Source organism: Streptomyces sp. NPDC047043 (genome assembly GCF_040644055.1).
Classification (GTDB): Bacteria; Actinomycetota; Actinomycetes; order Streptomycetales; family Streptomycetaceae; genus Streptomyces.
In genome coordinates, this window is sequence record NZ_JBEYVO010000043.1 from 1 (window position 1) to 23,636 (window position 23,636).

Annotated in this window: 21 protein-coding genes; 9 read left to right on the plus strand and 12 right to left on the minus strand. The window is 70.4% G+C overall.

Annotated features, from left to right (window positions below; translation table 11 throughout):
• Nucleotides 1–152: 152 nt before the first annotated feature.
• The gene (locus ABZ880_RS46470) at nt 153–1,187 is read right to left on the minus strand and encodes a DUF3533 domain-containing protein (protein WP_361277025.1); all 1,035 of its coding nucleotides are present in this window, start codon (nt 1,185–1,187) and stop codon (nt 153–155) included.
• Between the two features lie 134 nt (nt 1,188–1,321).
• On the opposite strand from ABZ880_RS46470, the gene ABZ880_RS46475 reads away from it, so the two are divergent.
• From ABZ880_RS46475 to ABZ880_RS46485, 3 genes are read left to right on the plus strand one after another with little or no spacing between them, the layout of a single operon-like run.
• Nucleotides 1,322–4,753, plus strand: a complete 3,432-nt coding sequence (locus ABZ880_RS46475) for a DNA polymerase III subunit alpha (RefSeq protein WP_361277027.1) — start codon at nt 1,322–1,324, stop codon at nt 4,751–4,753.
• Nucleotides 4,750–5,724, plus strand: coding sequence for a hypothetical protein (locus ABZ880_RS46480; protein WP_361277029.1), 975 nt, complete (start codon nt 4,750–4,752; stop codon nt 5,722–5,724). The genes ABZ880_RS46475 and ABZ880_RS46480 overlap by 4 nt, the downstream gene beginning before the upstream one ends.
• 49 nt (nt 5,725–5,773) lie before the next feature.
• Nucleotides 5,774–6,883 (plus strand): NADAR family protein, encoded by a 1,110-nt coding sequence (locus ABZ880_RS46485; RefSeq protein WP_361277030.1) that lies wholly within the window; start codon nt 5,774–5,776, stop codon nt 6,881–6,883.
• Here ABZ880_RS46485 and ABZ880_RS46490 read toward each other — a convergent pair.
• The gene (locus ABZ880_RS46490) at nt 6,861–7,235 is read right to left on the minus strand and encodes a cupin domain-containing protein (RefSeq protein ID WP_361277032.1); all 375 of its coding nucleotides are present in this window, start codon (nt 7,233–7,235) and stop codon (nt 6,861–6,863) included. The two genes, ABZ880_RS46485 and ABZ880_RS46490, sit on opposite strands and share 23 nt — an antisense overlap.
• Before the next feature lie 104 nt (nt 7,236–7,339).
• Here ABZ880_RS46490 and ABZ880_RS46495 point away from each other — a divergent pair, with 104 nt between their 5' ends.
• Both ABZ880_RS46495 and ABZ880_RS46500 read left to right on the plus strand, forming a co-directional pair.
• On the plus strand, nt 7,340–7,786 hold the full coding sequence (locus tag ABZ880_RS46495) for a MarR family winged helix-turn-helix transcriptional regulator (RefSeq protein WP_361277034.1): 447 nt from the start codon (nt 7,340–7,342) through the stop codon (nt 7,784–7,786).
• A gap of 172 nt (nt 7,787–7,958) precedes the next feature.
• Nucleotides 7,959–8,819, plus strand: coding sequence for an alpha/beta fold hydrolase (locus ABZ880_RS46500; RefSeq protein ID WP_361277036.1), 861 nt, complete (start codon nt 7,959–7,961; stop codon nt 8,817–8,819).
• A gap of 79 nt (nt 8,820–8,898) precedes the next feature.
• Here the strand turns inward: ABZ880_RS46500 and ABZ880_RS46505 are convergent, their stop codons facing one another.
• Complete coding sequence (locus tag ABZ880_RS46505; RefSeq protein ID WP_361277038.1) at nt 8,899–9,882, minus strand: lytic polysaccharide monooxygenase; 984 nt, start codon at nt 9,880–9,882, stop codon at nt 8,899–8,901.
• A gap of 188 nt (nt 9,883–10,070) precedes the next feature.
• On the opposite strand from ABZ880_RS46505, the gene ABZ880_RS46510 reads away from it, so the two are divergent.
• Complete coding sequence (locus ABZ880_RS46510) at nt 10,071–10,520, plus strand: GNAT family N-acetyltransferase (protein ID WP_361277040.1); 450 nt, start codon at nt 10,071–10,073, stop codon at nt 10,518–10,520.
• A gap of 10 nt (nt 10,521–10,530) precedes the next feature.
• On the opposite strand, the gene ABZ880_RS46515 is transcribed toward ABZ880_RS46510, so the two are convergent.
• Nucleotides 10,531–10,665 carry a hypothetical protein gene (locus ABZ880_RS46515; protein ID WP_361277042.1) on the minus strand — a complete coding sequence of 45 codons (135 nt, stop codon included), beginning with the start codon at nt 10,663–10,665 and terminating at the stop codon, nt 10,531–10,533.
• A gap of 138 nt (nt 10,666–10,803) precedes the next feature.
• Between ABZ880_RS46515 and ABZ880_RS46520 the strand changes: the two genes are divergently transcribed.
• On the plus strand, nt 10,804–11,430 hold the full coding sequence (locus ABZ880_RS46520) for a class I SAM-dependent methyltransferase (RefSeq protein WP_361277044.1): 627 nt from the start codon (nt 10,804–10,806) through the stop codon (nt 11,428–11,430).
• Between the two features lie 17 nt (nt 11,431–11,447).
• On the opposite strand, the gene ABZ880_RS46525 is transcribed toward ABZ880_RS46520, so the two are convergent.
• A complete protein-coding gene (locus ABZ880_RS46525; RefSeq protein ID WP_361277046.1) occupies nt 11,448–11,948 on the minus strand; it encodes a DUF402 domain-containing protein in 501 nt (166 codons plus the stop codon).
• Entirely contained in the window at nt 11,929–12,861 is a 933-nt protein-coding gene (locus tag ABZ880_RS46530; RefSeq protein ID WP_361277048.1) for a GNAT family N-acetyltransferase, read from the minus strand. Before ABZ880_RS46530 ends, ABZ880_RS46525 begins: the two co-directional genes overlap by 20 nt.
• A gap of 72 nt (nt 12,862–12,933) precedes the next feature.
• Here ABZ880_RS46530 and ABZ880_RS46535 point away from each other — a divergent pair, with 72 nt between their 5' ends.
• Nucleotides 12,934–13,305: a GntR family transcriptional regulator gene (locus ABZ880_RS46535; protein ID WP_361277050.1), complete on the plus strand. Its 372-nt coding sequence runs from the start codon at nt 12,934–12,936 to the stop codon at nt 13,303–13,305.
• Here ABZ880_RS46535 and ABZ880_RS46540 read toward each other — a convergent pair.
• The gene (locus ABZ880_RS46540) at nt 13,290–14,066 is read right to left on the minus strand and encodes a DUF72 domain-containing protein (RefSeq protein WP_361277052.1); all 777 of its coding nucleotides are present in this window, start codon (nt 14,064–14,066) and stop codon (nt 13,290–13,292) included. The two genes, ABZ880_RS46535 and ABZ880_RS46540, sit on opposite strands and share 16 nt — an antisense overlap.
• A gap of 15 nt (nt 14,067–14,081) precedes the next feature.
• Complete coding sequence (locus ABZ880_RS46545) at nt 14,082–15,176, minus strand: DUF5925 domain-containing protein (protein ID WP_361277054.1); 1,095 nt, start codon at nt 15,174–15,176, stop codon at nt 14,082–14,084.
• Nucleotides 15,177–15,387: 211 nt separating this feature from the next.
• Between ABZ880_RS46545 and ABZ880_RS46550 the strand changes: the two genes are divergently transcribed.
• Nucleotides 15,388–16,809 (plus strand): xylan 1,4-beta-xylosidase, encoded by a 1,422-nt coding sequence (locus ABZ880_RS46550; protein ID WP_361277056.1) that lies wholly within the window; start codon nt 15,388–15,390, stop codon nt 16,807–16,809.
• 31 nt (nt 16,810–16,840) lie between these two features.
• Here ABZ880_RS46550 and ABZ880_RS46555 read toward each other — a convergent pair whose 3' ends face one another.
• The 4 genes from ABZ880_RS46555 to ABZ880_RS46570 are packed head-to-tail and all read right to left on the minus strand — an operon-like array spanning nt 16,841 to nt 23,342.
• On the minus strand, nt 16,841–20,713 hold the full coding sequence (locus ABZ880_RS46555) for a lipopolysaccharide biosynthesis protein (RefSeq protein WP_361277058.1): 3,873 nt from the start codon (nt 20,711–20,713) through the stop codon (nt 16,841–16,843).
• Nucleotides 20,706–21,506, minus strand: coding sequence for a polysaccharide deacetylase family protein (locus ABZ880_RS46560; RefSeq protein WP_361277061.1), 801 nt, complete (start codon nt 21,504–21,506; stop codon nt 20,706–20,708). Before ABZ880_RS46560 ends, ABZ880_RS46555 begins: the two co-directional genes overlap by 8 nt.
• Complete coding sequence (locus tag ABZ880_RS46565; RefSeq protein WP_361277063.1) at nt 21,499–22,524, minus strand: glycosyltransferase family 2 protein; 1,026 nt, start codon at nt 22,522–22,524, stop codon at nt 21,499–21,501. Before ABZ880_RS46565 ends, ABZ880_RS46560 begins: the two co-directional genes overlap by 8 nt.
• Nucleotides 22,521–23,342 (minus strand): glycosyltransferase family 2 protein, encoded by an 822-nt coding sequence (locus ABZ880_RS46570; RefSeq protein ID WP_361277065.1) that lies wholly within the window; start codon nt 23,340–23,342, stop codon nt 22,521–22,523. The genes ABZ880_RS46565 and ABZ880_RS46570 overlap by 4 nt, the downstream gene beginning before the upstream one ends.
• Nucleotides 23,343–23,636: the final 294 nt, after the last annotated feature.

Consider the following 23,636-nt stretch of genomic DNA (forward strand, 5'->3'; position numbering starts at 1 on the left):
GTGCCGGGGGGTGTCCGTCCTAGGTCGTCCTGTTGCTGTCTTGTGGGCTGTGCTCGGCGGTGACGCCCGCCGCTGCGGGCGGACACCCCCCGGCACGTCCCCTTCTCGCCGTGGGCGGGTGCGTCTTCGCGTGGACCTCCGCATGCGTGGTTCTACGACGCCTCGGTCGGCTGCCTCGTTTTTGCTTGCCGCTCCCGCAGTGCTGCCGCTGTCAGGGTCACCGCGATGCCTGCGGCTGCCCATGCCGACAGCACCAGCAGTGGTCCTGTCGTGGCGTTGCCCTTGAAGTACGCGATCGAGCGGGCCACCCAGGTGCCCGCGCCCGGTGGCAGTGCGGGGCCGATGGCTCTCCAGAACGGGGGGAGCAGTGGTGGGGGCAGGGCGCCGCCTGCGCTCGGGTTGCCGAGGATCACCACGAGCAGGATGACCAGGCCGATGCCGGCCAGGCCGAAGACGCCCTGGAACGCGAGCGTGGCGGCACCCACCGCGAAGATGATCAGGGCGCCGAGTCCCCAGAACGCCATGAAGCTGCCGGGCAGGGCGCCGAGGATGGGGCCGATGATCAGGGCGCCGCCCAGGCCGCCGACGATGCCGACCGCGGCCATGGCGGTCAGGCGGATCACCGCCCGGCGTGGGTTGTTGTGGCCGGAGGCCGCGCTGATCGTCATGATCGACGCGCACAGGTAGCCGCCCACGCACCAGCCGACGGTCACGTAGAAGGAGGAGAGGCCGTTGGCGTCCTGGGTGTCGGCCGGGGCCACGTCGAGGGTGCGCACCGTGCGGCGCTCGGACTTCTCCAGGGTGGTGATCAGGGTTGTCAGGGTGGTGGCCAGGACTCTGCCGCCGCCGGTGGCGACCAGCAGTGTGTCGGTGGTGCCGGACGGGTCGATGATCAGTGCCCCGTCGATGTCCCGGTTCAGGATCTGTCTGCGGGCCGTCGCGGCGTCGGTCACCGCGCGCGGGTCCAGGGGGTCGCCGGGCAGTTTCTCCAGGCGGGACACCGCCTGCTGGGCGGCGGCCGGGGGTGCTACGACGCCGAACGGCACGTCCTTGGGCTTCGGGTCGTGCAGCGCCCCCACATAGGAGGCGATGAAGAGCAGGGCGAGGGCGACCACACCGATCACCAGCAGCGTGGCCCGCGGGGTGACGGCGTCCTTCACCTCGGCGAGAAAGGTCCTCTGGGTCATGTCCTCACAGTCCGAGGCGGTAGGTGTTTCCGCAGGTAGGGAAGGGCCGAACGGTTGTCGCACAGTAGTTCGGTTTTTGGTCTATGGTGGGGGTGGGGCAGTCGGGAACTGATGTTCGATATCGGGAGGTGCGGATGCCTGGCTTCACACATCTGCACACCGTCTCCGGGTTCTCGCTTCGATACGGGGCCTCGCACCCGGAGCGGCTGGCCGAGCGTGCCTCCGAGCGGGGCATGGATGCCCTCGCCCTCACCGATCGCGACACCCTGGCGGGCGCGGTCCGTTTCGCCAAGGCCTGTGCCAGGGCGGGGGTGCGGCCGCTGTTCGGTGTGGAGCTGGGGGTGGAGCAGGTCGCCCGGGTGCAGGAGGGCGATCCCGTACGACGGGACAGGCGCCGCACCCCTGTGCGCGGCGGTGCCTTCATCGATGAGTCGACACCCCGCGTCACCTTCCTCGCCCGGGACGGTGCCCGCGGCTGGGCCGAGCTGTGTCGTCTGGTCACGGCGGGGCATGCCGGCGAGGGGCCGCCTCTGCTGCCCTGGTCCGACAACCATGCCGACGGTCTGACCGTTCTGCTCGGCCCCGCCTCCGACGTCGGCCGTGCGCTGGCCGCCGGGCGTCCGGACCGTGCGGCCAAGCTGCTCGCACCCTGGCGTGAGATCTACGGCGACGCCCTGCGTCTCGAGGTCGTCTGGCACGACCGCACAGGCACCGGCCCCGGCTCCCTCCGGCTGGCCGCCCGCACCGTCGGCTTCGCCGTCGAGCAGCGAATCCGCCCGGTGCTCAGCAATGCCGTCCGTTACGCCGACCCCGGCCTCGGCCCGGTCGCCGACGTCCTGGACGCGGCCCGCCGTCTGGTCCCCGTCGACCCGAGGAAGGAACTGGACTCCGGGGAGGCCTGGCTCAAGGACGCGGGCGCCATGGTGCATGCCGCCGAGCGGATCGTCGAGGCCGCGGGCTACCGGCGCGACACCGCCCACCGCCTGCTGGAGCAGACGCAGACGACGGCCGCCGAGTGCCTGGTCGACCCCGAGGACGACCTCGGCATCGGCACCGTCCACTTCCCCGAACCGCACCTCGTCGGCGCGGGCCGCCGCACCGCCCAGCGGGCGCTGGCCTCCCGGGCGGCGGCCGGGATGGTGCTGCACGGCTATGCCGGCAGGCGCGCCTACTGGGAGCGGATGCACCGGGAGCTGGACATCATCGCCCACCACGGCTTCGCCTCGTACTTCCTGACGGTTGCTCAAGTGGTGGATGACGTGAGGGAGATGGGCGTCAGGGTTGCCGCGCGTGGCTCCGGTGCGGGGTCGCTGGTGAACCATCTGCTCGGTATCGCCAACGCCGATCCGATCGAGCACGGGCTGCTGATGGAGCGCTTCCTGTCCAAGGAACGGGTCGCGCTGCCCGACATCGACATCGATGTGGAGTCCGCGCGTCGGCTGGAGGTCTACCGCGCGATCATCGGCCGGTTCGGCGAGGAGCGGGTCGCGACGGTCGCGATGCCGGAGACCTACCGGGTGCGGCATGCGATCCGGGACGTGGGGGCGGCCCTGTCCATGGACCCCGCCGAGATCGACCGCATCGCCAAGTCCTTCCCGCACATCCGGGCACGCGACGCCCGCGCGGCACTGGAGGAGCTGCCCGAACTCAAGGCGCTGGCAGGGGAGAAGGAGCAGTACGGGCGACTCTGGGAACTGGTCGAGGCTCTCGACGCCCTCCCGCGCGGGGTCGCCATGCACCCCTGCGGGGTCCTGCTCTCCGACGACTCCCTCCTTGCCCGTACGCCGGTCATGCCGACCAGTGGCGAGGGGTTTCCCATGTCGCAGTTCGACAAGGACGACGTGGAGGATCTCGGGCTGCTCAAGCTCGATGTGCTCGGCGTGCGGATGCAGTCGGCCATGGCGCATGCGGTCGCCGAGGTGGAGCGGGTCACGGGGGAGCGGATCGACCTGGATGCACTGCGGGGCGGCGACCCGGCGACTTATCAACTCGTCCGGTCCACCGAGACGTTGGGGTGCTTCCAGATCGAGTCGCCCGGGCAGCGGGATCTGGTGGGGCGGTTGCAGCCGGCCACCTTTCACGATCTCGTCGTCGACATCTCGCTCTTCCGGCCCGGGCCGGTCGCCGCCGACATGGTGCGGCCGTTCATCGAGGCGCGGCACGGGCGGGCGCCCATCAGGTACCCGCACCCGGATCTCGAGGGGCCGCTGAAGGAGACGTACGGAGTCGTCGTCTTCCATGAGCAGATCATCGACATCGTCGACATCATGACCGGCTGCGGGCGAGGGACGGCGGACCAGGTGCGGCGCGGGCTGTCCGATCCGGAGTCGCAGGGGCGGATCCGGATCTGGTTCGCGCAGCACGCGGCGGCGAACGGGTACAGCGCGGAAACGATTCAGCGGACCTGGGAGATCGTCGAGGCCTTCGGTTCGTACGGCTTCTGCAAGGCGCATGCCGTTGCTTTCGCCGTGCCGACGTATCAGTCCGCGTGGCTGAAGACCCATCACCCGGCCGCCTTCTATGCGGGGCTGCTCACGCATGATCCCGGGATGTATCCGAAGCGGCTGCTGCTGGCGGACGCGCGGCGGCGGGGGGTGCCGGTGCTGCCGTTGGACGTGAACGAGTCGGGAGTCGCCTACCGTATCGAACTGGTGTCTGATTCCGGGGTGTGGGGGCTGCGGTTGGCGCTCTCCGACGTGCACGGCATCAGTGAGGCCGAGGCGGCGCGGATCGCGGAGGGGCAGCCGTACGCCTCGCTGCTGGATTTCTGGGAGCGGGCGCGGCCGAGCAGGCCATTGGCGGGGCGGCTTGCCCAGGTGGGCGCGTTGGATGCCTTCGGTGCCAACCGGCGTGATCTGCAACTGCACTTGACCGAGCTGCACCGGGGTGCGCGCGGTGCGGGCGGCGGTCAACTCCCGCTGGCGGGTGGGCGGAAGACCGCGTCGGCCGGGCTGCCGGATCTGTCGGAGGCCGAGAAGCTCAGTGCCGAGCTGGGGGTGCTGTCGATGGACGCCTCGCGCAATCTGATGGACGACCACCGGGAGTTCCTGAAGGAGCTGGGCGTGGTGTCGGCGCGTCGGCTGCGCGAGACGCGGCACGGCGAGACGGTGCTGGTCGCGGGGGCCAAGGCGGCCACCCAGACGCCGCCGATCCGGTCCGGCAAGCGGGTCATCTTCTCCACCCTGGACGACGGCACGGGCCTGGTCGACCTCGCCTTCTTCGACGACTCCCACGACGCCTGCGCGCACACCGTCTTCCACTCCTGGCTGCTGCTGGTGCGCGGGGTGGTGCAGCGGCGCGGCCCGCGCAGCCTCAGCGTGGTGGGCGCCGCCGCCTGGAACCTCGCCGAACTGGTCGAACTGCGTGCCGAGGGCGGGCTCGACGAGGTGGCGAAGCGGCTGGCGGAGCCGGTGCCGGAGGGGCAGGGCTCGGATCCGGCGCGAGGTCGGCGAATCCAAATGCCCACCGGATACGAAATGAACCCGTGGGCCGATCTGCGTCCGGCGGGTCAGGAGCCTTCGCAGGTACGGAAGTTGTGGCACCAGAGTCCGGGGAGTGCGGGATGACCATCGTGTGCGTACGTTTCCAGCTGCCGCCGACGCACGAGGCGGCGCTGCCCGGACTGCTCGGGCTGCTGGAGGAGTTCACCCCGGTCGTGGAGGCGCTGCCGCCGGACGGGGCGCTGGCCGATCTGCGAGGCGCCGAACGGTACTTCGGGCGCGGTGCCGTCGAACTGGCCTCGGTGATCCGAGTGCGCGCCCTCGCCCTGCACGGCGTCGACTGCGTGATCGGTGCGGGGCCGGGGCCGATGCTGGCCCGGGTGGCGCTGCGCGATGCCCGGCCGGGGCTGACGTGCGAGGTCCCCGGCGATCCGGACGGCATCGCGGAGTTCCTGGCGGACCGTCCGGTCTCCGCGCTCCCCGGCGTCGGTACGGCGACGGCCCGCACCCTGTGCGAGTACGGCCTGGACACCCTGGGCCGGGTCGCCGCCGCACCCCTCTCCACACTCCAGCGCCTGATCGGAGCAAAGGCGGCCCGGGAACTGCACGAGAAGGCGAACGGCGTCGACCGCGGCCGGGTCGTCCCGAACGCGGTCTCCCGCTCGCTGGCCACGGAACGCCCCTTCGAGCGCGACGAGTTGGACGGTGACCGCCACCGCCGCGCCCTCCTCTCGGCGGCCGAGGAACTGGGCGCCCGGCTGCGCGCCCTGGACAAGGTCTGCGGCACGCTCACCCTCACGGCGCGCTACGCCGACCGCACCTCCACGACCCGCACCCGCACCCTCAAGGAACCGACCGCGCACTCGGCCGCCCTGACCAGGACGGCGTACGACATGTACGAGGCGCTCGGCCTCCAGCGCGCCCGAGTCCGCGCCCTCGCCCTCCGCGCCGAGTCCCTCACCCCCGCCGAACACTCCTCCCACCAGCTCACCTTCGACCCGACCGACGAGAAACTCCGCCGCATCGAGGAGGCCGCGGACCGGCTACGGGCGCGGTTCGGGGCGGGGGCCGTGATGCCGGGGGCGCTCGCGGCGTGAGGTGACATAGGGTGCCCGGATGATGTTGCGGCGGCCGACCTTTCGGAGAGTGGACGGGGAGAGGATCAGCGGGACCTGGACCCATGTCTGGCGGCGGGCCCAGTGGGACGACACGTACTTCGTCGACGACCTGTTCGTCTATGCCGACGGGGCGGTCGGCTGCATGGAGTTGACCGACCTGGCCGGGCTGGAGCGGATGCTGGAGTCCGGCCGGATCGTGGTCACGGATCCCGCGGCGCCGCCCTTCCGGGAGCCCGAGAACAGGTGGGGATGCCGTTATCCCGAGCCGCTGACCCCGGAGAGCTTCCTTCTCGAAATCGCCGACACCGTCGAGGAGCTGGCGGGTCGGCCGACGGCCGCCGAACGCTGCCGCGCTGCCGTCGACACGTTCCGGAAGGCACCCACCGAGGCCAATCGGGAGCTGCTCCGGGAGGCCTATCTGGCGATCCCGGCACATCGGCGCGTCTACTTCCTGGGCGACATGGACCATCAGGACCGCCCCGTGAAGATCCTGCTCACCGCGATCGGCGAACGGGTCGACGGGGACGGTCCGGTGGCGACGGACGAACTGCACCAGTGGGCGCTGGAGTACTTCGCGCGCGGGGACGAGGGCGTCGAGCGGGAGCGGGAACAGCTGGCCGTCCTGCACGCCGACGACCCGACGACGGCAGGACCGCCGACCGTCGTCCTGCACGAGACCCACTTCCCGAACGGCCGCCCCGCAGACCCCGGCCTGTCCGCCCTGCGCAACGACTTCCCGGCGCCCGTCCGATACGCCGGCGACACCTACCCCTCCGTCCTCCACGGCTACTGGGCCCTGTCGGCGGCCGAGGAGACCGACCGCATTGCCGTGCGCGACGCCTCGACCCCTGGCGAGGCCCACGACCTGGGCGGCCGGGCCCCACGGCGTGACGACTGGCCGGATGTGCGCCTGGCCGTCATGGCGGGCCTGCTGCGGGCCAAGTTCACCCAGCACTCCGAGCCGGCGGAGATCCTGCTCGGCACCGGTGACGCGAGGATCAGGTACACCGGCTACTCGGAGTCCCCGTACTGGAGGGACGCCCGCGACGACAGCGGTCGCAACTGGACCGGCCGCCTGCTGGAGCTGGTCCGTGCGGAACTCCTTGCCGAAAGGGTCAGTTGGCCCACGGCGGAGTGATCCTCGACCCGTCCTCCAGCTCCGCCTCCAGGCCGATCGACGTGGTGACCCAGGAGATCGCCGTCTGATCGGTCGGGTTCTCGACGCCCAGGGTCGCGCCGGGGTTGACGATCACCGTGTCGCCCGCCGTGATGCGCTCGGTGCGGCCGTCGAGGGTGATGAGCAGTTCGCCGATGAGGAGGTGGAAGATCTCCTCGCGGGTGACGGTGTGGACGGGGGCCTTGGTACCGGGCGGGATCTCGCCGCGCCAGGCGCAGAGTTCCTTGCTGCCGGTGAGCGGGGTGGCGTACGAGACGAAGCGGGCGCCGTGGATCTCGTGGGTGACGGCCTCGGACGTGCGGATGACGGGCATGGGCTGCCTCCGGTGATGGACCGTTTCGAATGGTCAAGTTGCTTGACTATGTGGCCCATGGTCAAGCTGCTTGACCAATTCGTCAAGGGTGTTTCAATGCCTCCGTGCAGAACTCCGAGGCCATGGCCCTGTCCGCCACCCTGCTCGCCGTCGCGGGTGAGCTGACGCAACGTATTCATGCGGGTGTCGTCGCCCGTGGGTTCGAAGGGGTGAGGCCCGCGCACGGGTTCGCCTTCGCCCGGCTCGCTCCGGACGGCGCGACGGTCACCGAGCTCGCCGTCCACCTCGGGGTGACGAAGCAGGCCGCCAGTCAGCTCGTCGACGAGATCGTGCGGAAGGGGTATGCCGAGCGGCGGGCGCATCCGGTGGATGCGCGGGCTCGGTTGGTGGTGCTGACCGAGCGGGGTTGGGCCTGTACGCGGGCCGCGGAGGAAGCTGCTGCTGAGGTCGTGCAGGGGTGGGTCGATGTGCTGGGGGAGCATCAAGTGCGGTCGCTGCATGGGCAGTTGTGGCGTGTTGCGCCCAATGGGCCCATCAGGCCTGCCTGGTGATGGTTCATCAGGGGCTACTGGCGAGTCAGTTATCACTGGAAGTTTTTACTGACGCGTAACTTCACACTTGCACTACTCGCTCGTAACTTGACGAGTGAACAGCATCCTTCGTGATCCGGATCACAGGGCGTAAGGCCATCGCAACTCCCTTGAGCCGCAAGGAGATCACACGATGCTGCCCTGGAAACGACTGCTCAGACCCCTGGCTGCCCTGCTGCTGACCGCCGCGGTCGCCATCGTCCCCGCAACCGCCGCCCATGCGGCCGACGCCTCCAGCAGTGGTTGGAACGACTACTCCTGCAAGCCGTCCGCCGCCCATCCCCGACCCGTCGTCCTGGTTCACGGGACCTTCGCCAACTCCGTCGACAACTGGCTGGCCCTCGCGCCGTACCTGGAGGACCGCGGCTACTGCGTCTTCTCCCTGGACTACGGCCAGTTGTCCGGCGTGCCCCTCTTCTACGGCCTCGGCCCCATCGACAAGTCGGCGGAGCAACTGTCCGTCTTCGTCGACAAGGTGCTCGCCGCGACCGGCTCCGCCAAGGCCGACCTCGTCGGTCACTCGCAGGGCGGCATGATGCCCCGCTACTACCTCAAGTTCCTCGGCGGGGCCGCCAAGGTGAACGCCCTGGTGGGCGTCGCGCCCAGCAACCACGGCACCGACCTGGACGGGTTCACCAACCTGCTGCCGTACTTCCCGGGCATCGGGGACCTGCTCTCCGCCTCGACGCCCGCGCTGGCCGACCAGGTCGTCGGATCCGCCTTCCTGACCAAGCTCAACGCCGGCGGCGACACCGTCCCCGGTGTCCACTACACGGTGATCGCCACCAAGTACGACGAGGTGGTCACGCCGTACCGCAGTCAGTTCCTGAGCGGTTCCGACGTGCACAACGTCCTGATCCAGAACCTGTGCTCGCTCGACCTCTCCGAACACGCCCTGCTCGGGCTGACCGACCGTATCGCCTTCCACGAGGTGGCCAACGCGCTCGACCCGGCACACGCCACCACGACCACCTGCGCGTCCGTGCTCAGCTGACACACCCGCTGACGCACACCTCGGGGCCTGTCCGACCTGAGCCGCCGGACAGGCCCCGCCCCCCGTGGCCGGACACTCCCTAGCGGCCGTGTCGTCCGTCGCTGCCGGTCGAGCGGCGGCGGACCGAGGCGAACAGGGTCGCCGCGCCCAGGGCCAGGGCGGCCGCGCCGCCCATGGCGAGGTAGGGGGTGGTGTCGTCGGCGCCCGTCTCGGCGAGGTTCTCCGAACTCCCTGCTGCCTTGGGCTCGTTGGCCGCGGCGGCGGGGGTCGGGTCCGCCGACGTGCTTGCGTCGGCGTCACCGTGCCCGTGGTGCTCGACCGTCGACTTGTCGGCGCCCTCCTCGATCTGTTCGTCGGAGGGGGCGGAGGCCGTCGGGGCCGGGGACGCGCTGCTCGGCGTACCACCACCGCCGCCGTTGCTGCTTCCGCCGAACGTGACGTCCGAGCAGGAGTAGAACGCCTCCGGGCTGTCCGAGCGCTGCCAGATCGCGTACAGGATCTGCTTGCCGGAGCGCTCGGGGAGGGCGCCGGAGAAGGTGTAGAAGCCGCCCGAGGCGACCGGGTCGGTGGCCGTCGCCACCGGGTGCTCCAGGTCCAGGTCGGACCAGGCCAGGGGCTGCGTCGGGTCGTAGCCGGCCTTGGTGACGTACACCTTGAAGGTGCCCTTGTGCGGGGCGGTCACGCGGTACTTGAAGGTGTACGAGCCTGCTCTCACGCTGGTCGCCGGCCAGTCGGCGCGGGCCAGGTCGAGCCCCTTGAACTCCTCGCTGTTCGCGCTGCACAGCTTGCCGTCCGGGATCAGCGTCTGGTGCTGCCCGTTCGCGTCGCCGATCCGGATGCCGTTCCAGTCGTAGAGCGCCTGCGTGCCGCCGACCGCGACCGCCGCCCGGCACGCGTCCGACTTCGGGCTCTCCGGATTCTCCGCGTAGCACTGCGCGACCCTGCTGACCGGGTCGCCCATCGTGCCGTGCGCCGACGCCGGGGCGGCGGCGAGGGCGGTCAGGGCGAGCGGGGCCGCGCCGAGGGCGGCGAAGGCGGCGACCTTGCGGCGGCGTGCGGGCATGCGGAATCTCCTCGGAACGGTTCGTCTGATGCGTGGGGTGAATCCCGGGAGGGACGGATCCCGTGGGGCGCGATCAGAAGCTAGCCCCAAGAAACCGTGAAATCGCCTGCTGGGGGCGGGTGATGGAGATCCTTATGGTCGTCTTAAGGGAGTGCTGAGACTGGGATCAGGTAGGTACCGTTCACGGCATGGGAGAGCACGAGATCCGGCCGGCCGTCGGCGGCGACGTGGCGGCCGTGAAGGCCGTGACCGACGCCGCGTACCACCCGTACATCGAGCGGATCGGGGTGGTGCCGGTGCCCATGGAGGCGGACCACGCGGCGAACGTGGCCGCGGGGAAGGTGTTCGTGACGGGGGACCCCGTCATCGGGCTCGTGGTGCTCGAGGAGCACGACGACCATCTGTTCCTCGACAGCATCGCCGTCCACCCGGACGCACACGGCCGGGGCGTGGGGCGGCTGCTGCTGCAGTTCGTGGACGCACGCGCGCGTGCGCTCGGGCTGCCCGAGGTCAGGCTCTACACCAACGCGATGATGTGGGAGAACCAGAAGATCTATCCGAAGTACGGGTACGAACTCGTGGAGCGGCGTGCGGACGGTCCCTACGACCGCCTCCACTACCGCAAGCGACTGGACTGACCTGGGCCGGTCAGCCGTCGGGCCACCACGTTCGAGCGATGTCCTTGCGCACCTCGGGGCGTCCCGCAGGGCGCGCGTCGGCCTCCTCGCGGACCCTGCGCGAGTCCGACTTCTTCAGGGGCTTGTGCACAGTGGTCCGGCGCATGGCTGCCTCCTTCAGGGTCACCGGGTTCCGCGTTCTCACGGAGGTAGACCCTTTTCGGGAGAGTGACTCATCGGTGCGGGTCTGTCTGTGGTGGCTGTCACGAATCGACTGTCAGTGGCGGGTGTCACTCTTGGGCTCATGACGGATGACATTGAGCATCGCAACGAGGCGCTGACCGGCGCGGACGTGGACTGGGACGCGCAGGCCGCCTCCTTCGACGACGAGCCGGACCACGGACTGCGCGACCCGGAGATCCGGCGGGCGTGGGCCGCCCGGCTCGCCTCCTGGCTCCCGGAGCGGGCGGGCGACGTCCTCGACCTCGGCTGCGGCACGGGCAGTCTGTCGCTCCTCGCAGCCGAACAGGGACACCGCGTCACCGGCGTGGACAGTTCGGCGTCCATGATCGACCTGGCGAGAGCCAAGCTGGCCGGCCGTGACGCGGCGTTCCTCGTCGGAGACGCGGCGGCGCCGCCGGTGGGGGAGCAGCGCTTCGACGTCGTGCTCGTACGGCATGTGCTGTGGGCCCTGCCCGACCCCGGCCGCGCCCTGCGCCACTGGCGGGGACTGCTGCGGCCGGGAGGGCGGCTCGTGCTGGTCGAGGGGGTGTGGGGGACGGTGACCCCGGTGGGCATCCCGGCGGACGTGGTCACCGGCCTGCTGGCACCGCTCGCCGCGGAGGTGCGGGTGGAGCGGCTGTCGGGGGAGGCGGTGCTGTGGGGGAAGGAGGTCGCGGACGAGCGGTACGCGGTGGTGGCGGTGGTATGAGGGGCCCGGAGACCGCCTCAGGCGAGCAGCGCGTCGAGGCCGCCCTCGCGGGCCAGCGCCTCCAGCTCGTCCAGGGCGGCCACGGCAGCCGCCGCGGCCTGCGGGTCCGTCTCCGACAGACCGCTGTCCTCGAACTCGTCCTCGTCCAGCCGGCGTACGTCCTTGCCGTCGGCGCAGACCCACAGGTCCAGGTCCAGGTCCTCCACGACCAACTCGGCGCCGGAGAGCGCGGCCGGGCGGGTGATGTCGCAGTACCAGCCCTTCAGCCCGCCCTCGGCGTCGCGGACCTCCTTCACCGCATACCAGCGGTTCCGCCAGTAGTACTCGGTGAAGACGTCGCCCCTCTCGAAGCGGACGAAGCCGAAGTCGCGGACCCCGTCGCCCGCCCAGGGGGCGCGTACGGCGATGCGGGTGCCGTCGTCGCCGAGCAGCTCGGCCTTGTAACTGATCTTCGTACGGCCCGCCTTGACGAGGACGATGTTCAACAGCCGTGCCTGGTCAGCCGAGTTCGCGGACATGGCGCACCTCCGACGCGCAGATCTCGTACCCGAACCACTTGTTGATTGCGAGCATCGGCTCGTTTCCGGAGTCGTTGCCGGTGAAAGCCCGGGTGTATCCGGCGGCGCGGGCGCGGTGCAGGGAGTCGTTCTTGGCGAGCTTGGCCAGGCCGCGGCCGCGGTGGGCGCGGGCGGTGCCGGTCATCGCGGTGGCGTAGCGGCCGGTGGCGGCGTCCGTCCAGGCCACGCTGAACGCGGCGGGGCGGCCCTCGACGAACGCGATCGTGGTCAGCTCCCGGTCGAGCAGCGGGTGCTTCCAGTTCTCCTCGATCCAGTTCTCGTAGTCCGTGAACTCGGTGTCCACGTCGCTCGGTTCGTCCTGGGTCGTCGCTGCGTCCAGCTCGAACATCGGGCGCGGATCGTCCGCGAGGTCGGCCGCGGTACGCAACTCGACGCCGGGCGGAGGGGACTGGAGGGGCGGGAGCACGCCGGTGGTCAGGTCCAGGCGGAGGAAGTGGGCGGCGCGGGCGGCGCGGTAGCCGTGCCGTTCGGCGAAGGCGCGGTTGGCCGGTTCGTCCAGGACCCAGGCGTACAGCTTCGTCGCGCCGTGCTCGGTCAGGTGCTTCTCGGCGGCACGGACCAGCAGGTCGCCGGCGCCGCGGCGGGTCCGGTCGGGGTGCACGTAGATGTTGAGCATCCCCTGGCCCGGCTCCGGGCTGTCGTGCGCCAACTGCACCTGGGCCGTGCCGATGACCTCGCCGTCCTCCTCCGCGACGAGGGACGCGAAGCGTGCGTCGGGGTGGGTGTGGGCGAGGCGGTGGGTGATGGCGTCCGGGGTCCACAGGATGTAGGGGAGCGCGAGGTGCCGCACCCGGGCGAAGGCTTCGACGTCGGCCCGGTCGTCGGGGCGCAGGTCGCGCACTGTCACAGTCATGTGCGCGCACGCTACGTGGGGAACACGCGGGGGCGCCCCTCATTTTCCTGCGGGTGCGGGAGAATCGGCAGCGTGACCTTGAAGATCCACATCGATGACAGCGCGGCGCCGTACGAGCAGGTGCGGGCGCAGATCTCCGAGCAGGCGCGGGCCGGGGTGCTCCCGGTGGGGTACCGGCTGCCGACCGTGCGCGGGCTCGCCGAGTCGCTGGGGCTGGCGGCGAACACGGTGGCCAAGGCGTACCGGGCGCTCGAGAGCGACGGCGTGATCGAGACGCGGGGGCGCAACGGTACGTTCGTCGCTGCCGCCGGCTCGGCCGCGGAACGGGAGTTGGCGGCGGCCGCCCAGGCCTATGTGGAGCGTGCTCGGCGGCTCGGGCTGGACGAGGATGCGGCACTCGCCGCCGTGCGGGATGCCCTGCGGGCGGCTTACGGGGAGGCCTGAGCCAGGCGCTCCGGGGTGCGGGTCACCTCCAGGCCCGCAGCCCTCGCCGCCCCCGCGAAGGTCATCGCGTCCTCCACCGCCGCCCCCGTCGGGTCGTTGTTGAAGTACGCGTACACGTCCTGGTCCGCCGCCCAGGTGTCCGCGATGCGGCCCACCCATGTCTCGAGCGCCCGTCGCCCGTAGTGCGGCCACGCCTTCGCGCGGCCCTCGTGGAAGCGGACATAGCCCCAGTCGGTGGTGCGCCACAGCGGGGTCGTCGGGTGGGCCTGGACGTCGGCCCAGCACAGGGCCGCGCCGCGGGCCTGAAGGACCTTGCGGACCTCCGGCGTCCACCAGGACTCGTGCCGCGGCTCGACCGCCAGGCGTGTGCCCGACGGGAAGCAGGCGAGGCAGGCGTCCAGCAGCTCCGCGTCGGCCTTCAGTGTCGGCGGCAGCTGCAGGAGCACCGGGCCCAGCCGGTCGCCCAGGCCGGCCGCGTGCGTCATCAGGCGGTCCACCGGCTCCTCGGGATCCTTCAGGCGCTTGATGTGCGTCAGATAGCGGCTGGCCTTGACCGTGACCACGAAATCCCGCGGCACCCGCTCCCGCCAGCTCTCGAAGTTCTCCCGTGTCGGGAGGCGGTAGAACGCGTTGTTGATCTCCACCGTGGCGAAGTGCTCCGCGTACTCCTCCAGCCACAGCCGCGTAGGACATCCGGCGGGGTAGAGCACGCCCCGCCAGTCCTTGTACTGCCACCCCGACGTCCCGACGAACAGGGTCATACCTCAATCAAAGCACTACAGATACAGCCCCGCGTCCGCCCCGTCCCGCGGCTCCGGCAGCGTCGTCGGCGAGGTGCCCCGGCGCAGTGCGTACAGCTCCGCCAGCGTCGCCCCCTCGCGGCCCACGCCCTCCTCGGTGCCGAGCCAGTTCACCGCTTCACGGCGGGTCAGCGCGCCCACCTCGATACGGGCGAGGCACCGGCCGGGGCGGACCACGGCCGGGTGCAGACGCTCCAGGTCCTCGTTCGTCGTCACGCCCACCAGCACGTTGCGGCCCTGGCCCAGCAGGCCGTCCGTCAGGTTGAGCAGACGCGACAGGGCCTGGCCCGCCGTGTGCTTGGCCTCGCCGCGGATCAGCTCGTCGCAGTCCTCCAGGAGCAGCAGCCGCCAGCGGCCCTTGCCCGCGCCGTCCTCCTCGCCGATCGCGATGTCCATCAGATAGCCGACGTCGGAGAAGAGACGCTCGGGGTCGAGCACACAGTCCACCTGGCACCAGTCCCGCCAGGAGCGGGCGAGGGTGCGCAGGGCGGAGGTCTTGCCCGTGCCCGGCGGGCCGTGCAGCAGCAGGAGACGGCCCGCGATGTCCTCCGGGGTCGTCTTCATCAGGCGGTCCATCGCGTCCGCCACCGGTGCGGTGTAGTTCTCCCGTACGTCGTCCCACGTGCCGGCCGAGATCTGCCGCGTCGTGCGGTGCGGGCCGCGCCTCGGGGAGACGTACCAGAAGCCCATCGTCACGTTCTCCGGCTGGGGTTCGGGCTCGTCCGCCGCGCCGTCCGTGGCCTGGTCGAGGACCTTCTTCGCCAGCTCGGCGGTGGTCGCCGTGACCGTGACGTCCGCGCCCCTGTTCCAGCGGGAGATCAGCAGGGTCCAGCCGTCGCCCTCCGCCAGCGTCGCGCTGCGGTCGTCGTCGCGGGCCACGCGCAGCACATGGGCACCCGGCGGCAGCAATGTCGCACCGGACCGCACACGGTCGATGTTCGCCGCATGCGAGTACGGCTGCTCGCCCGTCGCGAAGCGGCCGAGGAACAGCGCGTCGACGACATCGGACGGCGAGTCGCTGTCGTCGACGTTGAGCCGGATCGGCAGAGCGTCGTGTGGGTTCGCAGACATGGCGTCCATGATCCGGCACGAGGGCCCCGGGTGCACCCGGTTTCCGCAGTGCGCCGGTTGTGTCGGCCGTGCCCGTCCTGTTTCCGTGCTCCCGGTATGTCAGCCTCTGTACACCTGTTCCATGCCCCCCGTATCCCCTCCGTCCTGTTACAGAGCTGTGCATTCACCACATCTGCCGTACCTGGCATTCCCGCGGTTACTGTTGCCTTCGATGGGACGTCATGAGTGGACTTCGGGGGCACGGCGGTGGCGGCTCACCGCGCTGCTCGGCGTGGGCATGGCCGCACTGGCGCTGATCGTGACGCTGATCAACACCCTTCCGGACAGCGGCAACGGCACCAGGGGCACCTCGCGCAACGGCGACACGGTGCACGGCACACCGGTGACCCCGCCCGACCAGGACAGGCCCGAGGTCGGCTGGGGCTTCACCCACACCCAGTACAGCGCCGACGAGGGCAGTTCCGCCGCCACCGAGCGGGTCGAGGGGCTGATCTCGGACGCCGGGGGGATGCCGCAGGACCAGGCGATGATGGGCTGGGGTGCGGACAACCCCGAGCCGGTGAAGGGGCGTTACGACTTCGACGCGATGGACCGCCGGATCGACTTCATCCGCAAGTCCGGCGGCACCCCGGTGGTCACCCTGTGCTGCTCCCCGGACTGGATGAAGGGCGGCAAGGCCGGCGTCGACAACACCGACTGGAGCCAGTCCGCGCTGGAGACCGCCCCGCAGCCCGAGCACTACGCGGACTTCGCCGCGCTCGCCGCGACCGTCGCCAAGCGCTATCCGGACGTACGCCACTTCATCGTCTGGAACGAGTTCAAGGGCTTCTGGAACGACGCCAAGGGCCGCTGGGACTACGAGGGTTACACCAAGCTCTACAACCTCGTGTACAAGGCCCTGAAGAAGGTCGACAAGGACATCATGGTCGGCGGGCCGTACCTGGTCATGGACAGTGTCGACCCGCGCGCGGACGAGGCGTCGAAGACCTTCAAGGGCCCGTGGGGCGCCATGGACCAGCGCATCATCGACGCCTTCGACTACTGGAACAAGAACAAGGCCGGCGCCGACTTCGTCGTGGTCGACGGCTCCAGCTACACCAACGACGACGAGATGCTGCCGAACGAGTTCGCGGCCACCGAGAAGTTCACCGCCGTCGGCAAGTGGGTGCGGCAGCAGACGGACGACCTGCCGCTGTGGTGGGCCGAGTACTACGTCGAGCCCGCCGACGGCAACGACGAGCGCAAGGGCTGGTCCGAGACCCGCCGGGTCGCCGTCCAGGCCGCCGGGATGATCGCCATGGTCAAGGGCGGCGCCTCCTCCGGCTTCTACTGGAACCCGGAGGACGAGAAGGGCGACGACTGCGTCGGCTGCCTGTGGACGCCGACGAACAACTCGTCCGGCGGCAGGAAGCTGCCCATGTTCGACCTGGTCTCCCGCTTCCACAAGGAGTTCCCGCCCGGGACGACATACAGGACGGTCGCGGTCGCCGCGGACGACGTGCCCAACGTCCGCGTCCTCGCCACCGACAAGAGCGTCCTGGTGGTCAACATCCTCGACCGGTCCATCAGCGCGAAGATCGACGGCAAGCGGTTCACGATGCAGGCGTACGAAGTGAAGTGGCTCAACCGGTAATCCGGCTGAGCCACTTCACGGCACCCGAACCTCACGCCATCGTCAGGAACCTCTGCACCAACGCGGCCAGCAGCACCGCCAGCAGCGGCAGCGAGAACCAGAAACTGCTCTGCAGCAGGCGCAGTTGCCGCACGCTCGGCCGCATCGCGACCCGTACGACCTCGCGCGCCGTCAGCATCACGATCAGCGCGAGGGCGGCCAGGCCGCCGACGACCGACCAGGGCGTCCAGGTGATCTGCGGCCCGATCGGACCCGGATCGGCCTTCGGCACCTTGCCCGCGGGCTGCTTCTTCAGTTGGTAGATGGTCGCGTCGTCGTTGACGAAGACCTTCTGCAGCTCGCTCCGCCGGTCCAGGTTCTGGATGAGCCGGGGCTCCCAGGACTCCGAGTAGCCGACGTCCATCTGGAGATAGGTGACCTGACTCTCGTTGATCATCAGGTACGAGTTCGGGCCCGCGTCCTTGAGCGCCTTGACCAGGCTCGACACCAGCACCGGGTCGGCCGGCGCCAGCGTGGGCACGTAGTTGACCTTCTCCATGTCCTTCGTGCCCCACGGCAGCGCAGGTGTCACGTCGTTGACCGTGTCGTTGCTCAGCCACAGCAGCCGTACGGTCGGCTTGTCGTGGGCGTACACGTAGTCCATGGCCGCGACCTCGCCGGGCCGCACCCGCTCGAACGGCTCGTTGCCCCAACGGGCCACCAGGAAGCCGCCCATGAGGACCAGGCCCGCCATCAGCGCGGCCAGCGGGGCCAGGCTGACGCGGTCCTTGTCGCGTTCCTCGGCGGTGACACCGGTGCGCGGGAACAGGGCGAGACCGGCCAGCAGCGCCGCGCCCGGCACGGCGAACATGAAGACCCGCAGGGCCATTTCGCCGCCGTACGACTGCATGCCGAAGCCCAGGAACGGGACGAAGGTCAGCACCAGCAGCGAACGCTCGCGGTACTTGTGGTCGCGTCTGCGCCACCAGCCCCAGCAGGCGAACGCCATCACACCGCCGGCCAGCAGCACGCGCGTGTACAGGACCAGCTTGTGGGTCGAACTGCCGCCCTGGATACGGCCGGAGACGGACGTCGACACATTGCTGCCGACGCCGCCGACCCCGCCGAACAGGTCCTGGAAGTGCCCGGACCAGTACGGCTCGGCCATGAAGCCCAGCCAGACCGCGACCAGCACGCCGAACAGGATGGGCAGGCCGCGCAGTTCCAACTTGCCGATCAGGACGAGCACCGCGAGCACGCCCAGCATCACGAACGGGGTGAGCTGGTGGGCCGGGACGCTCGCCGCGAACAGACCGATCAACACGCCGAGCAGGACGGCTTTCTGGCGGCGGGTCGTCGGCTCGACCTCCGCCTCGCCCGGCCGCTTCTTCGTCCAGATCACGCGTGGCGCCCGGAACCAGACCAGCAGGACGGCGACGAACGCCAGGTACAGCAGGTACGTGAAGCCCTGCGGGGAGAAGTAGTCCTGGCCGACCCAGCCGCTGAGGACGAAGATCCAGATGCCGGTCCACTTGGCCCGCCAGCTCGCCCGCATCGAGCGTACGAGCAGGAACATCGGGGCCAGGTAGAGGAGTTGGATGGCCAGCGGCCACCAGCGGATGACCTCGGTGAGATCCGTGACCCCGCAGGCCTTGGTGACGAACGCGGCCACCGCGAAGAAGCCCGGCCAGCTCCAGCGTGCGTCCAGGTCCGGTACGGCGGACCCGGTGCGGTCGATGTAGTCGAGGAAGCCGAGGTGCTGGTAGGCCGTCGGGAACCGCGGCTCGGTCTCGATCACCGCGGGCAGCGCGTGCAGCGAGACCACGGTCGCGAGCAGCGTGACCAGCAGCAGCGCCTTGTGCTCACGGCCCAGCCACAGCAGCGAGGCGAACACCGCCACCAGTAGCGCGGCCCCGATCAGCGTCGGCAGCGGCAGGATCGAGATGAGCCCGAGTCCGCCCATCTGGTCCAGATCGGCCTCGCCGAGGCGCAGCGCGGGCACCCAGTACAGCAGCAGCGCGGCGACCAGCAGACAGCCGAGTATCACTCCCAGCCGCGTGGGCTGCAGCCGCTCCCGCCAGGACGGAGGCGGCGCTTCCGGCACTCGTACGGGCGCCTCTTCGCGTACGAGCGACGCCTCCGTCTCTTGTACGACCTCCTCGCTCGACGCACTCGAGGTGTTCGAGGCGCTCGGAGTGCCCGACGCGCTCAGCGGGCTGGAGGCGAAGTCGGCCTCGAACTCGGCGTCGAAGGGCGCGTCCACCTCCCGCTCGGCCGGACCCAGCGAGGCCTCCGAGCCCGGCTCCCGCTCCTCCACGGGCAGCCCGACCTCGGGGTTCTTCGCCCAGGTCGGCCGGTGGTCGTGACGTACGACGGGTGTGCCGGTGGGCGGAGTTCCCGGCCCCGGACGGACGTCCGGGCGGCGCTCCAGGTGGTCGAAGTCGACGTGGATGCCGAGCGCGAGGGTGTCGGTGTCCAGCGCCCAGGCCGGGTGCCTGCGCGGCTTCTCGGTGGCCGGGACCTCGCGCGCCCCCAGGTCGGCGAGGTCCCCGTCCGGTGCGGCCGACTCGGAGACGGCGGGTGTCGGTGCGGCCCTGACGGTCCGGTACAGCTTGGGCGCGGCGATCAGGACGATCACCGCGAGCGAGGAGATCTCGGCGACGCCCGCGCCGGTCAGCCCCATGCGGGGGAGCAGCAGCAGCGTCAGGCCGAGCACCAGGACGCACAGCAGACCCTGCAGCCAGGCGAGTCCGGCCGTGCGGCTCTGGGCGCGCAGTACCGCGAAGTACGTCTCCATGACGACCCTGAGCAGCGCGCCGACCGCGAACCAGCGCAGCAGCGGCGTCGCCGCGTCCGCGTAGCCCGCGCCGAAGACGCCCAGGATCCACGGCGCCCCGATGAACAGGAGCCCGCAGATCGGCAGCATGATCCGCGCCATGCGCTTGAGCGCCGCGCGGGTGTTGGCGGACAGCCGGCCCGGGTCGTGCGAGCCCTCCACGGTCAGCGAGGCGCCCATGTTGATGGCGAGCAGGTTGACCGTGCCGCCGATCGTGGTGGTGATGTAGAAGTACGCGTTGTCCTCGGAGCTGACCTGCGAGGCGATGATCACCGGGATCAGGTAGACGACGGCGAGCGAGAACAGCGAGCCGGTGTAGTCGCCCGCGAGGAACCGGCCGATCTCCTTCAGCGTCGGCGGCTTCGCGTGATTCTCGGTCGCCTTGACGTGCTTGGGCGTCAGCCGCCGGAACACCAGCCAGCCCAGCGGGACCACGGACGTCGCGATCGCGGCGACCCAGGAGACGAAGACACCGGTCGTCGGTATCGCCACGGCGAACGCGACCAGCAGCCCCAGTTTCACCGCCGAGAACACGGTGTTGCCCACCGGCACCCAGGGCGCGCTCCGCAGGCCGGTCAGCACTCCGTCCTGGAGCGTGAGCACGTTCCAGGCGACGACGGCCGCGATGAACCCGAGGCCGTTGAGCGGCCCGTGCAGGAAGCGGTACGACGGCCCCCACACGTTCAGCGTCAACAGGAAGATCCCCGCCGCGACGGCCACGACCAGCGAACTGCCCGCGTACGTACGGAAGATCAGCCGGGCGGTGGCCCGTCCGGCGACCGGGATGAAGCGGGCCAGGGCACCGGTCAGGGTCACCGCGGTCAGGCCGGCGAGGAACTTCATCGCGGCGATCGCGGCGGAGCCCTGGCCTACTGCGGACTCGGAGTAGTAGCGGGCCGCGGCCAGCCAGAAGCCCAGGCCCAGTACCGCGGAGATGCCGGTGTTCAGCATCAGGGCGTAGGCGTTGCGGAACAGCGGGCTGCCGCCCTTTCCCCTGCCCATGCCGGGCAGCCGAAGACGGCGCCCCGACTGCTCGGGCGCCTCGGTCGCGGGCTGTGAGGCCTCGGTCGTGGTCGTCGTGTCAGACACGGGAACGGATGGCCTTCCGGCGGATCTGTCGTGCTCTGCGGACCATGGCGTACGCCTTGGTGAGGGCACGGTCCCTGGCGAAGTTGCGGGCGATCGCGCGGCCCTCGACCAGCCGCCCGAACTCCTCGATGCCCGTGCTGCGGCGCACGGTGACGCGCTGCAGGGCGTACGGCCCCTGCCGGCGGCGCGCGAGGCCGTTGCCGACGGCGAGCGCCTGGGCGTACCCCGTCTCGCGCACGGCCTCGCGCACCCGGCGGCTGGAGTAGCCGTACGGGTAGGCGAAGGAGGCCGGGACGGCGCCGAGTTCGTCGGCGACGATCTCCTTGCAGTGGATCAGCTCGTGCCGCAGGGTGTCGTCGTCGAGCTGGTCGAGCTGCGGGTGGGTGTGGCTGTGCCCGCCGATCTCGACGTCCGACGCAGCCAGTTCGCGCACCTGGTCCCAGTCCAGCATGGTGTCCAGGCCGCCCCCGGTGTCGTACGCGCCCTTGATCCAGCCGGTGGAGACGAACAGCGTGGACGCGAAGCCGTGCTTGGCGAGCACGGGCAGGGCGTGCCGGTGCACACCCTCGTAGCCGTCGTCGAAGGTGATCAGGACCGGGCGCGCCGGCAGCGAGCGGCCCGAGCGCCAACTCGCTGCCAGATCCGCCGTGTTGACCGGGGTGAGCCCCAGGTCGCCGACGAGCGCCATCTGCTCGGCGAACGCCTCCGGCGCGACCGACAGCGCGCGGGTGGCGTCGTTCGGCGCGGTCGCGACCGAGTGGTACATGAGAACGGGTACGGGCGCTTCAGCCATGAGATCCCCCCTGATCTCCACCCAGGTCTCCCCCTTGATCCCCGCCGTTGATCTCCGCCACGGAGAACGTGGCGCCGCCCTTGCGGGCCCGTACGCTCCCCACCACGTACCCGCCGGCCGCCGTCAGCACCCCGGCGACGATCGCGCCCGCCCGGCCCGCACCGCCCGGCCGGGCCAGCACCGCGTCGCGCAGACCGCGCGCCACGCCGGCCGGCAGCACGCGCGTCGTGTACCGGCGCTCGGACTCAAGTCCCTTGTCCGCACCCACACTTCGCGCCACCAGCGCCTTGGACAGGCCCTCGGCGTAGGCACGCGTGCGAAAGTACCCGAAGTGCTCGCGCGCCTCGGGCACCCTGTGGTGGATCACCGCACGGTCGTCGATCAGCAGGACCGCCTCGGGTCTGGCGCGGGTGAGGCGGATGCACAGCTCCGTCTCCTCGCAGCCCAGCGGCCGCTTGTCGCCGTCCCGCCCGATACCCGTCGCGAAGCCGCCCGCAGCGTCGAACGCGGTACGACGGAACGAGGCGTTGCCGCCCAGGACGTTGCGCACCCGGACCCGACCCTGAGGCAGCCCCTTGTACGTGCAGCCCACCACCCAGTCGAACTCCTCCGGGAACCAGGCCGGACGGCGGCCCGACGCCCAGATCGGCATCGTACGGCCGCCGACGGCCATCACCCGCGGGTCGGCGTACCCCTCGGCGAAGTGCCGCAGCCACTCCCGCTCGGCCACGGCGTCGTCGTCGAGAAAGGCGATCAACTCGCCGCGGGAGACCGAAATCCCCGTGTTGCGCCCTGCGGACAGGCCGCGGGGGCCCGCGTTGGCGAGCACCCTCACCTCGTCGACTTCCTTGTATTCCTTGGTCAGTCGGTCCAGCAGGGCCGGATTGTGGTCGACGACCAACAGCGTTTCCAGGGCGGGGTACGACTGCGCCCGCACCGAGGCGACCGCCGCGAGGATGTCCTCCCAGCGGTCCTCGGTGTAGACGCAGATCACGACGGAGAAGTCGAGATCGCTCAAGACACCTCTCCCTGGACCGATTCGAGCATCGGCGAGTGGTGTTCCTGGCGGCGCAGCTCCCGCCGGTTGGAGCGCTCCTTGAGGATCACCTTGAGCACCCTGAACCCGTCCCGCACGGCCCGCAGATTGCTCGTGCCGTGGATGCGGAGGTACTCGTAGCTGGGGATCTCCTGCACCTTGAGCCCGGCCTTGACCACCCTGATGTTGATCAGGGTCTCGATCTCGAACCCGGTGCAGTCCAGGCTGATCTTGTCGAGGCAGTGCCGCCAGAACGCGTTGTATCCGTAGCAGAGATCGGTGTAGCGGGCGCCGAACTTGCGGTTGACGATGGTGCACAGCGCCCAGTTGCCGAGCTTGCGGATGAACGTCATGTCGTCCGTGCCACCGCCGTTGGCGAAGCGCGAACCCTTGGCGAAGTCCGCGCCCGATACCAGGGCGGAGACATAGGAGACGATCTCGTTGCCGTCGGCCGAGCCGTCCGCGTCGACCATCACGATGATGTCGCCGGTGCACGCCTCGAAACCCGTGATCAGGGCATCCCCCTTGCCCTTGCCCTGCTGTTCGACGACCTTGACTTCCGGCCACAGATCGCGGGCCACTTCGACGGTGTCGTCCGTGGAATTGCCGTCCACAAGAACCACTTCGTGTATCCAGTCCGGAAGTGTCTTGAAGACGTAGGGAAGATTCTCCGCCTCGTTCATGGCGGGGATCACCACACTCACCGGCGGCGCAATGGCCAGGTGAGAAGAGATCGGCCGGTATTTGCTGGCAGTTGACGGATCTTGGCCCGTGGTCGCCGGCCGCAGAACAGAACTCATGAGTCTGGTCCCTCTCGTCCGGTGGACCGCCCGCCCCTGGGCGGCCCGGCTTCGTGTCCGGTTCGAAAGGGGGGTATTCACGCCTGTGGCATGACGAAATGGATCTCCGTGCACGCCGAAGCGAGCTGGCAAAGCCGGCCGTCTGCCACCGAATGGCAGCCGGTCGCGCGGCACGACTCGGTCACAAGTGCGGTCACCGAGCACGGCACCCCCCTACCGCGCCCCGCCCCGGAATCCATCGCGGTCCTTGAGCCCTCCCCTAGAGCCGCTTGGTGATGGTCCGATGCGAGTGAG

Bases quoted from the DNA above. Each gene is read 5' to 3' on its own strand.
- ABZ880_RS46470 (WP_361277025.1), bottom strand. From the start codon at position 1,187: ATGACCCAGAGGACCTTTCTCGCCGAGGTGAAGGACGCCGTCACCCCG.
- ABZ880_RS46475 (WP_361277027.1), top strand. From the start codon at position 1,322: ATGCCTGGCTTCACACATCTGCACACCGTCTCCGGGTTCTCGCTTCGA.
- ABZ880_RS46480 (WP_361277029.1), top strand. From the start codon at position 4,750: ATGACCATCGTGTGCGTACGTTTCCAGCTGCCGCCGACGCACGAGGCG.
- ABZ880_RS46490 (WP_361277032.1), bottom strand. From the start codon at position 7,235: ATGCCCGTCATCCGCACGTCCGAGGCCGTCACCCACGAGATCCACGGC.
- ABZ880_RS46500 (WP_361277036.1), top strand. From the start codon at position 7,959: ATGCTGCCCTGGAAACGACTGCTCAGACCCCTGGCTGCCCTGCTGCTG.
- ABZ880_RS46505 (WP_361277038.1), bottom strand. From the start codon at position 9,882: ATGCCCGCACGCCGCCGCAAGGTCGCCGCCTTCGCCGCCCTCGGCGCG.
- ABZ880_RS46510 (WP_361277040.1), top strand. From the start codon at position 10,071: ATGGGAGAGCACGAGATCCGGCCGGCCGTCGGCGGCGACGTGGCGGCC.
- ABZ880_RS46515 (WP_361277042.1), bottom strand. From the start codon at position 10,665: ATGCGCCGGACCACTGTGCACAAGCCCCTGAAGAAGTCGGACTCGCGC.
- ABZ880_RS46520 (WP_361277044.1), top strand. From the start codon at position 10,804: ATGACGGATGACATTGAGCATCGCAACGAGGCGCTGACCGGCGCGGAC.
- ABZ880_RS46525 (WP_361277046.1), bottom strand. From the start codon at position 11,948: ATGTCCGCGAACTCGGCTGACCAGGCACGGCTGTTGAACATCGTCCTC.
- ABZ880_RS46530 (WP_361277048.1), bottom strand. From the start codon at position 12,861: ATGACTGTGACAGTGCGCGACCTGCGCCCCGACGACCGGGCCGACGTC.
- ABZ880_RS46540 (WP_361277052.1), bottom strand. From the start codon at position 14,066: ATGACCCTGTTCGTCGGGACGTCGGGGTGGCAGTACAAGGACTGGCGG.
- ABZ880_RS46545 (WP_361277054.1), bottom strand. From the start codon at position 15,176: ATGTCTGCGAACCCACACGACGCTCTGCCGATCCGGCTCAACGTCGAC.
- ABZ880_RS46550 (WP_361277056.1), top strand. From the start codon at position 15,388: ATGGGACGTCATGAGTGGACTTCGGGGGCACGGCGGTGGCGGCTCACC.
- ABZ880_RS46560 (WP_361277061.1), bottom strand. From the start codon at position 21,506: ATGGCTGAAGCGCCCGTACCCGTTCTCATGTACCACTCGGTCGCGACC.
- ABZ880_RS46570 (WP_361277065.1), bottom strand. From the start codon at position 23,342: ATGAGTTCTGTTCTGCGGCCGGCGACCACGGGCCAAGATCCGTCAACT.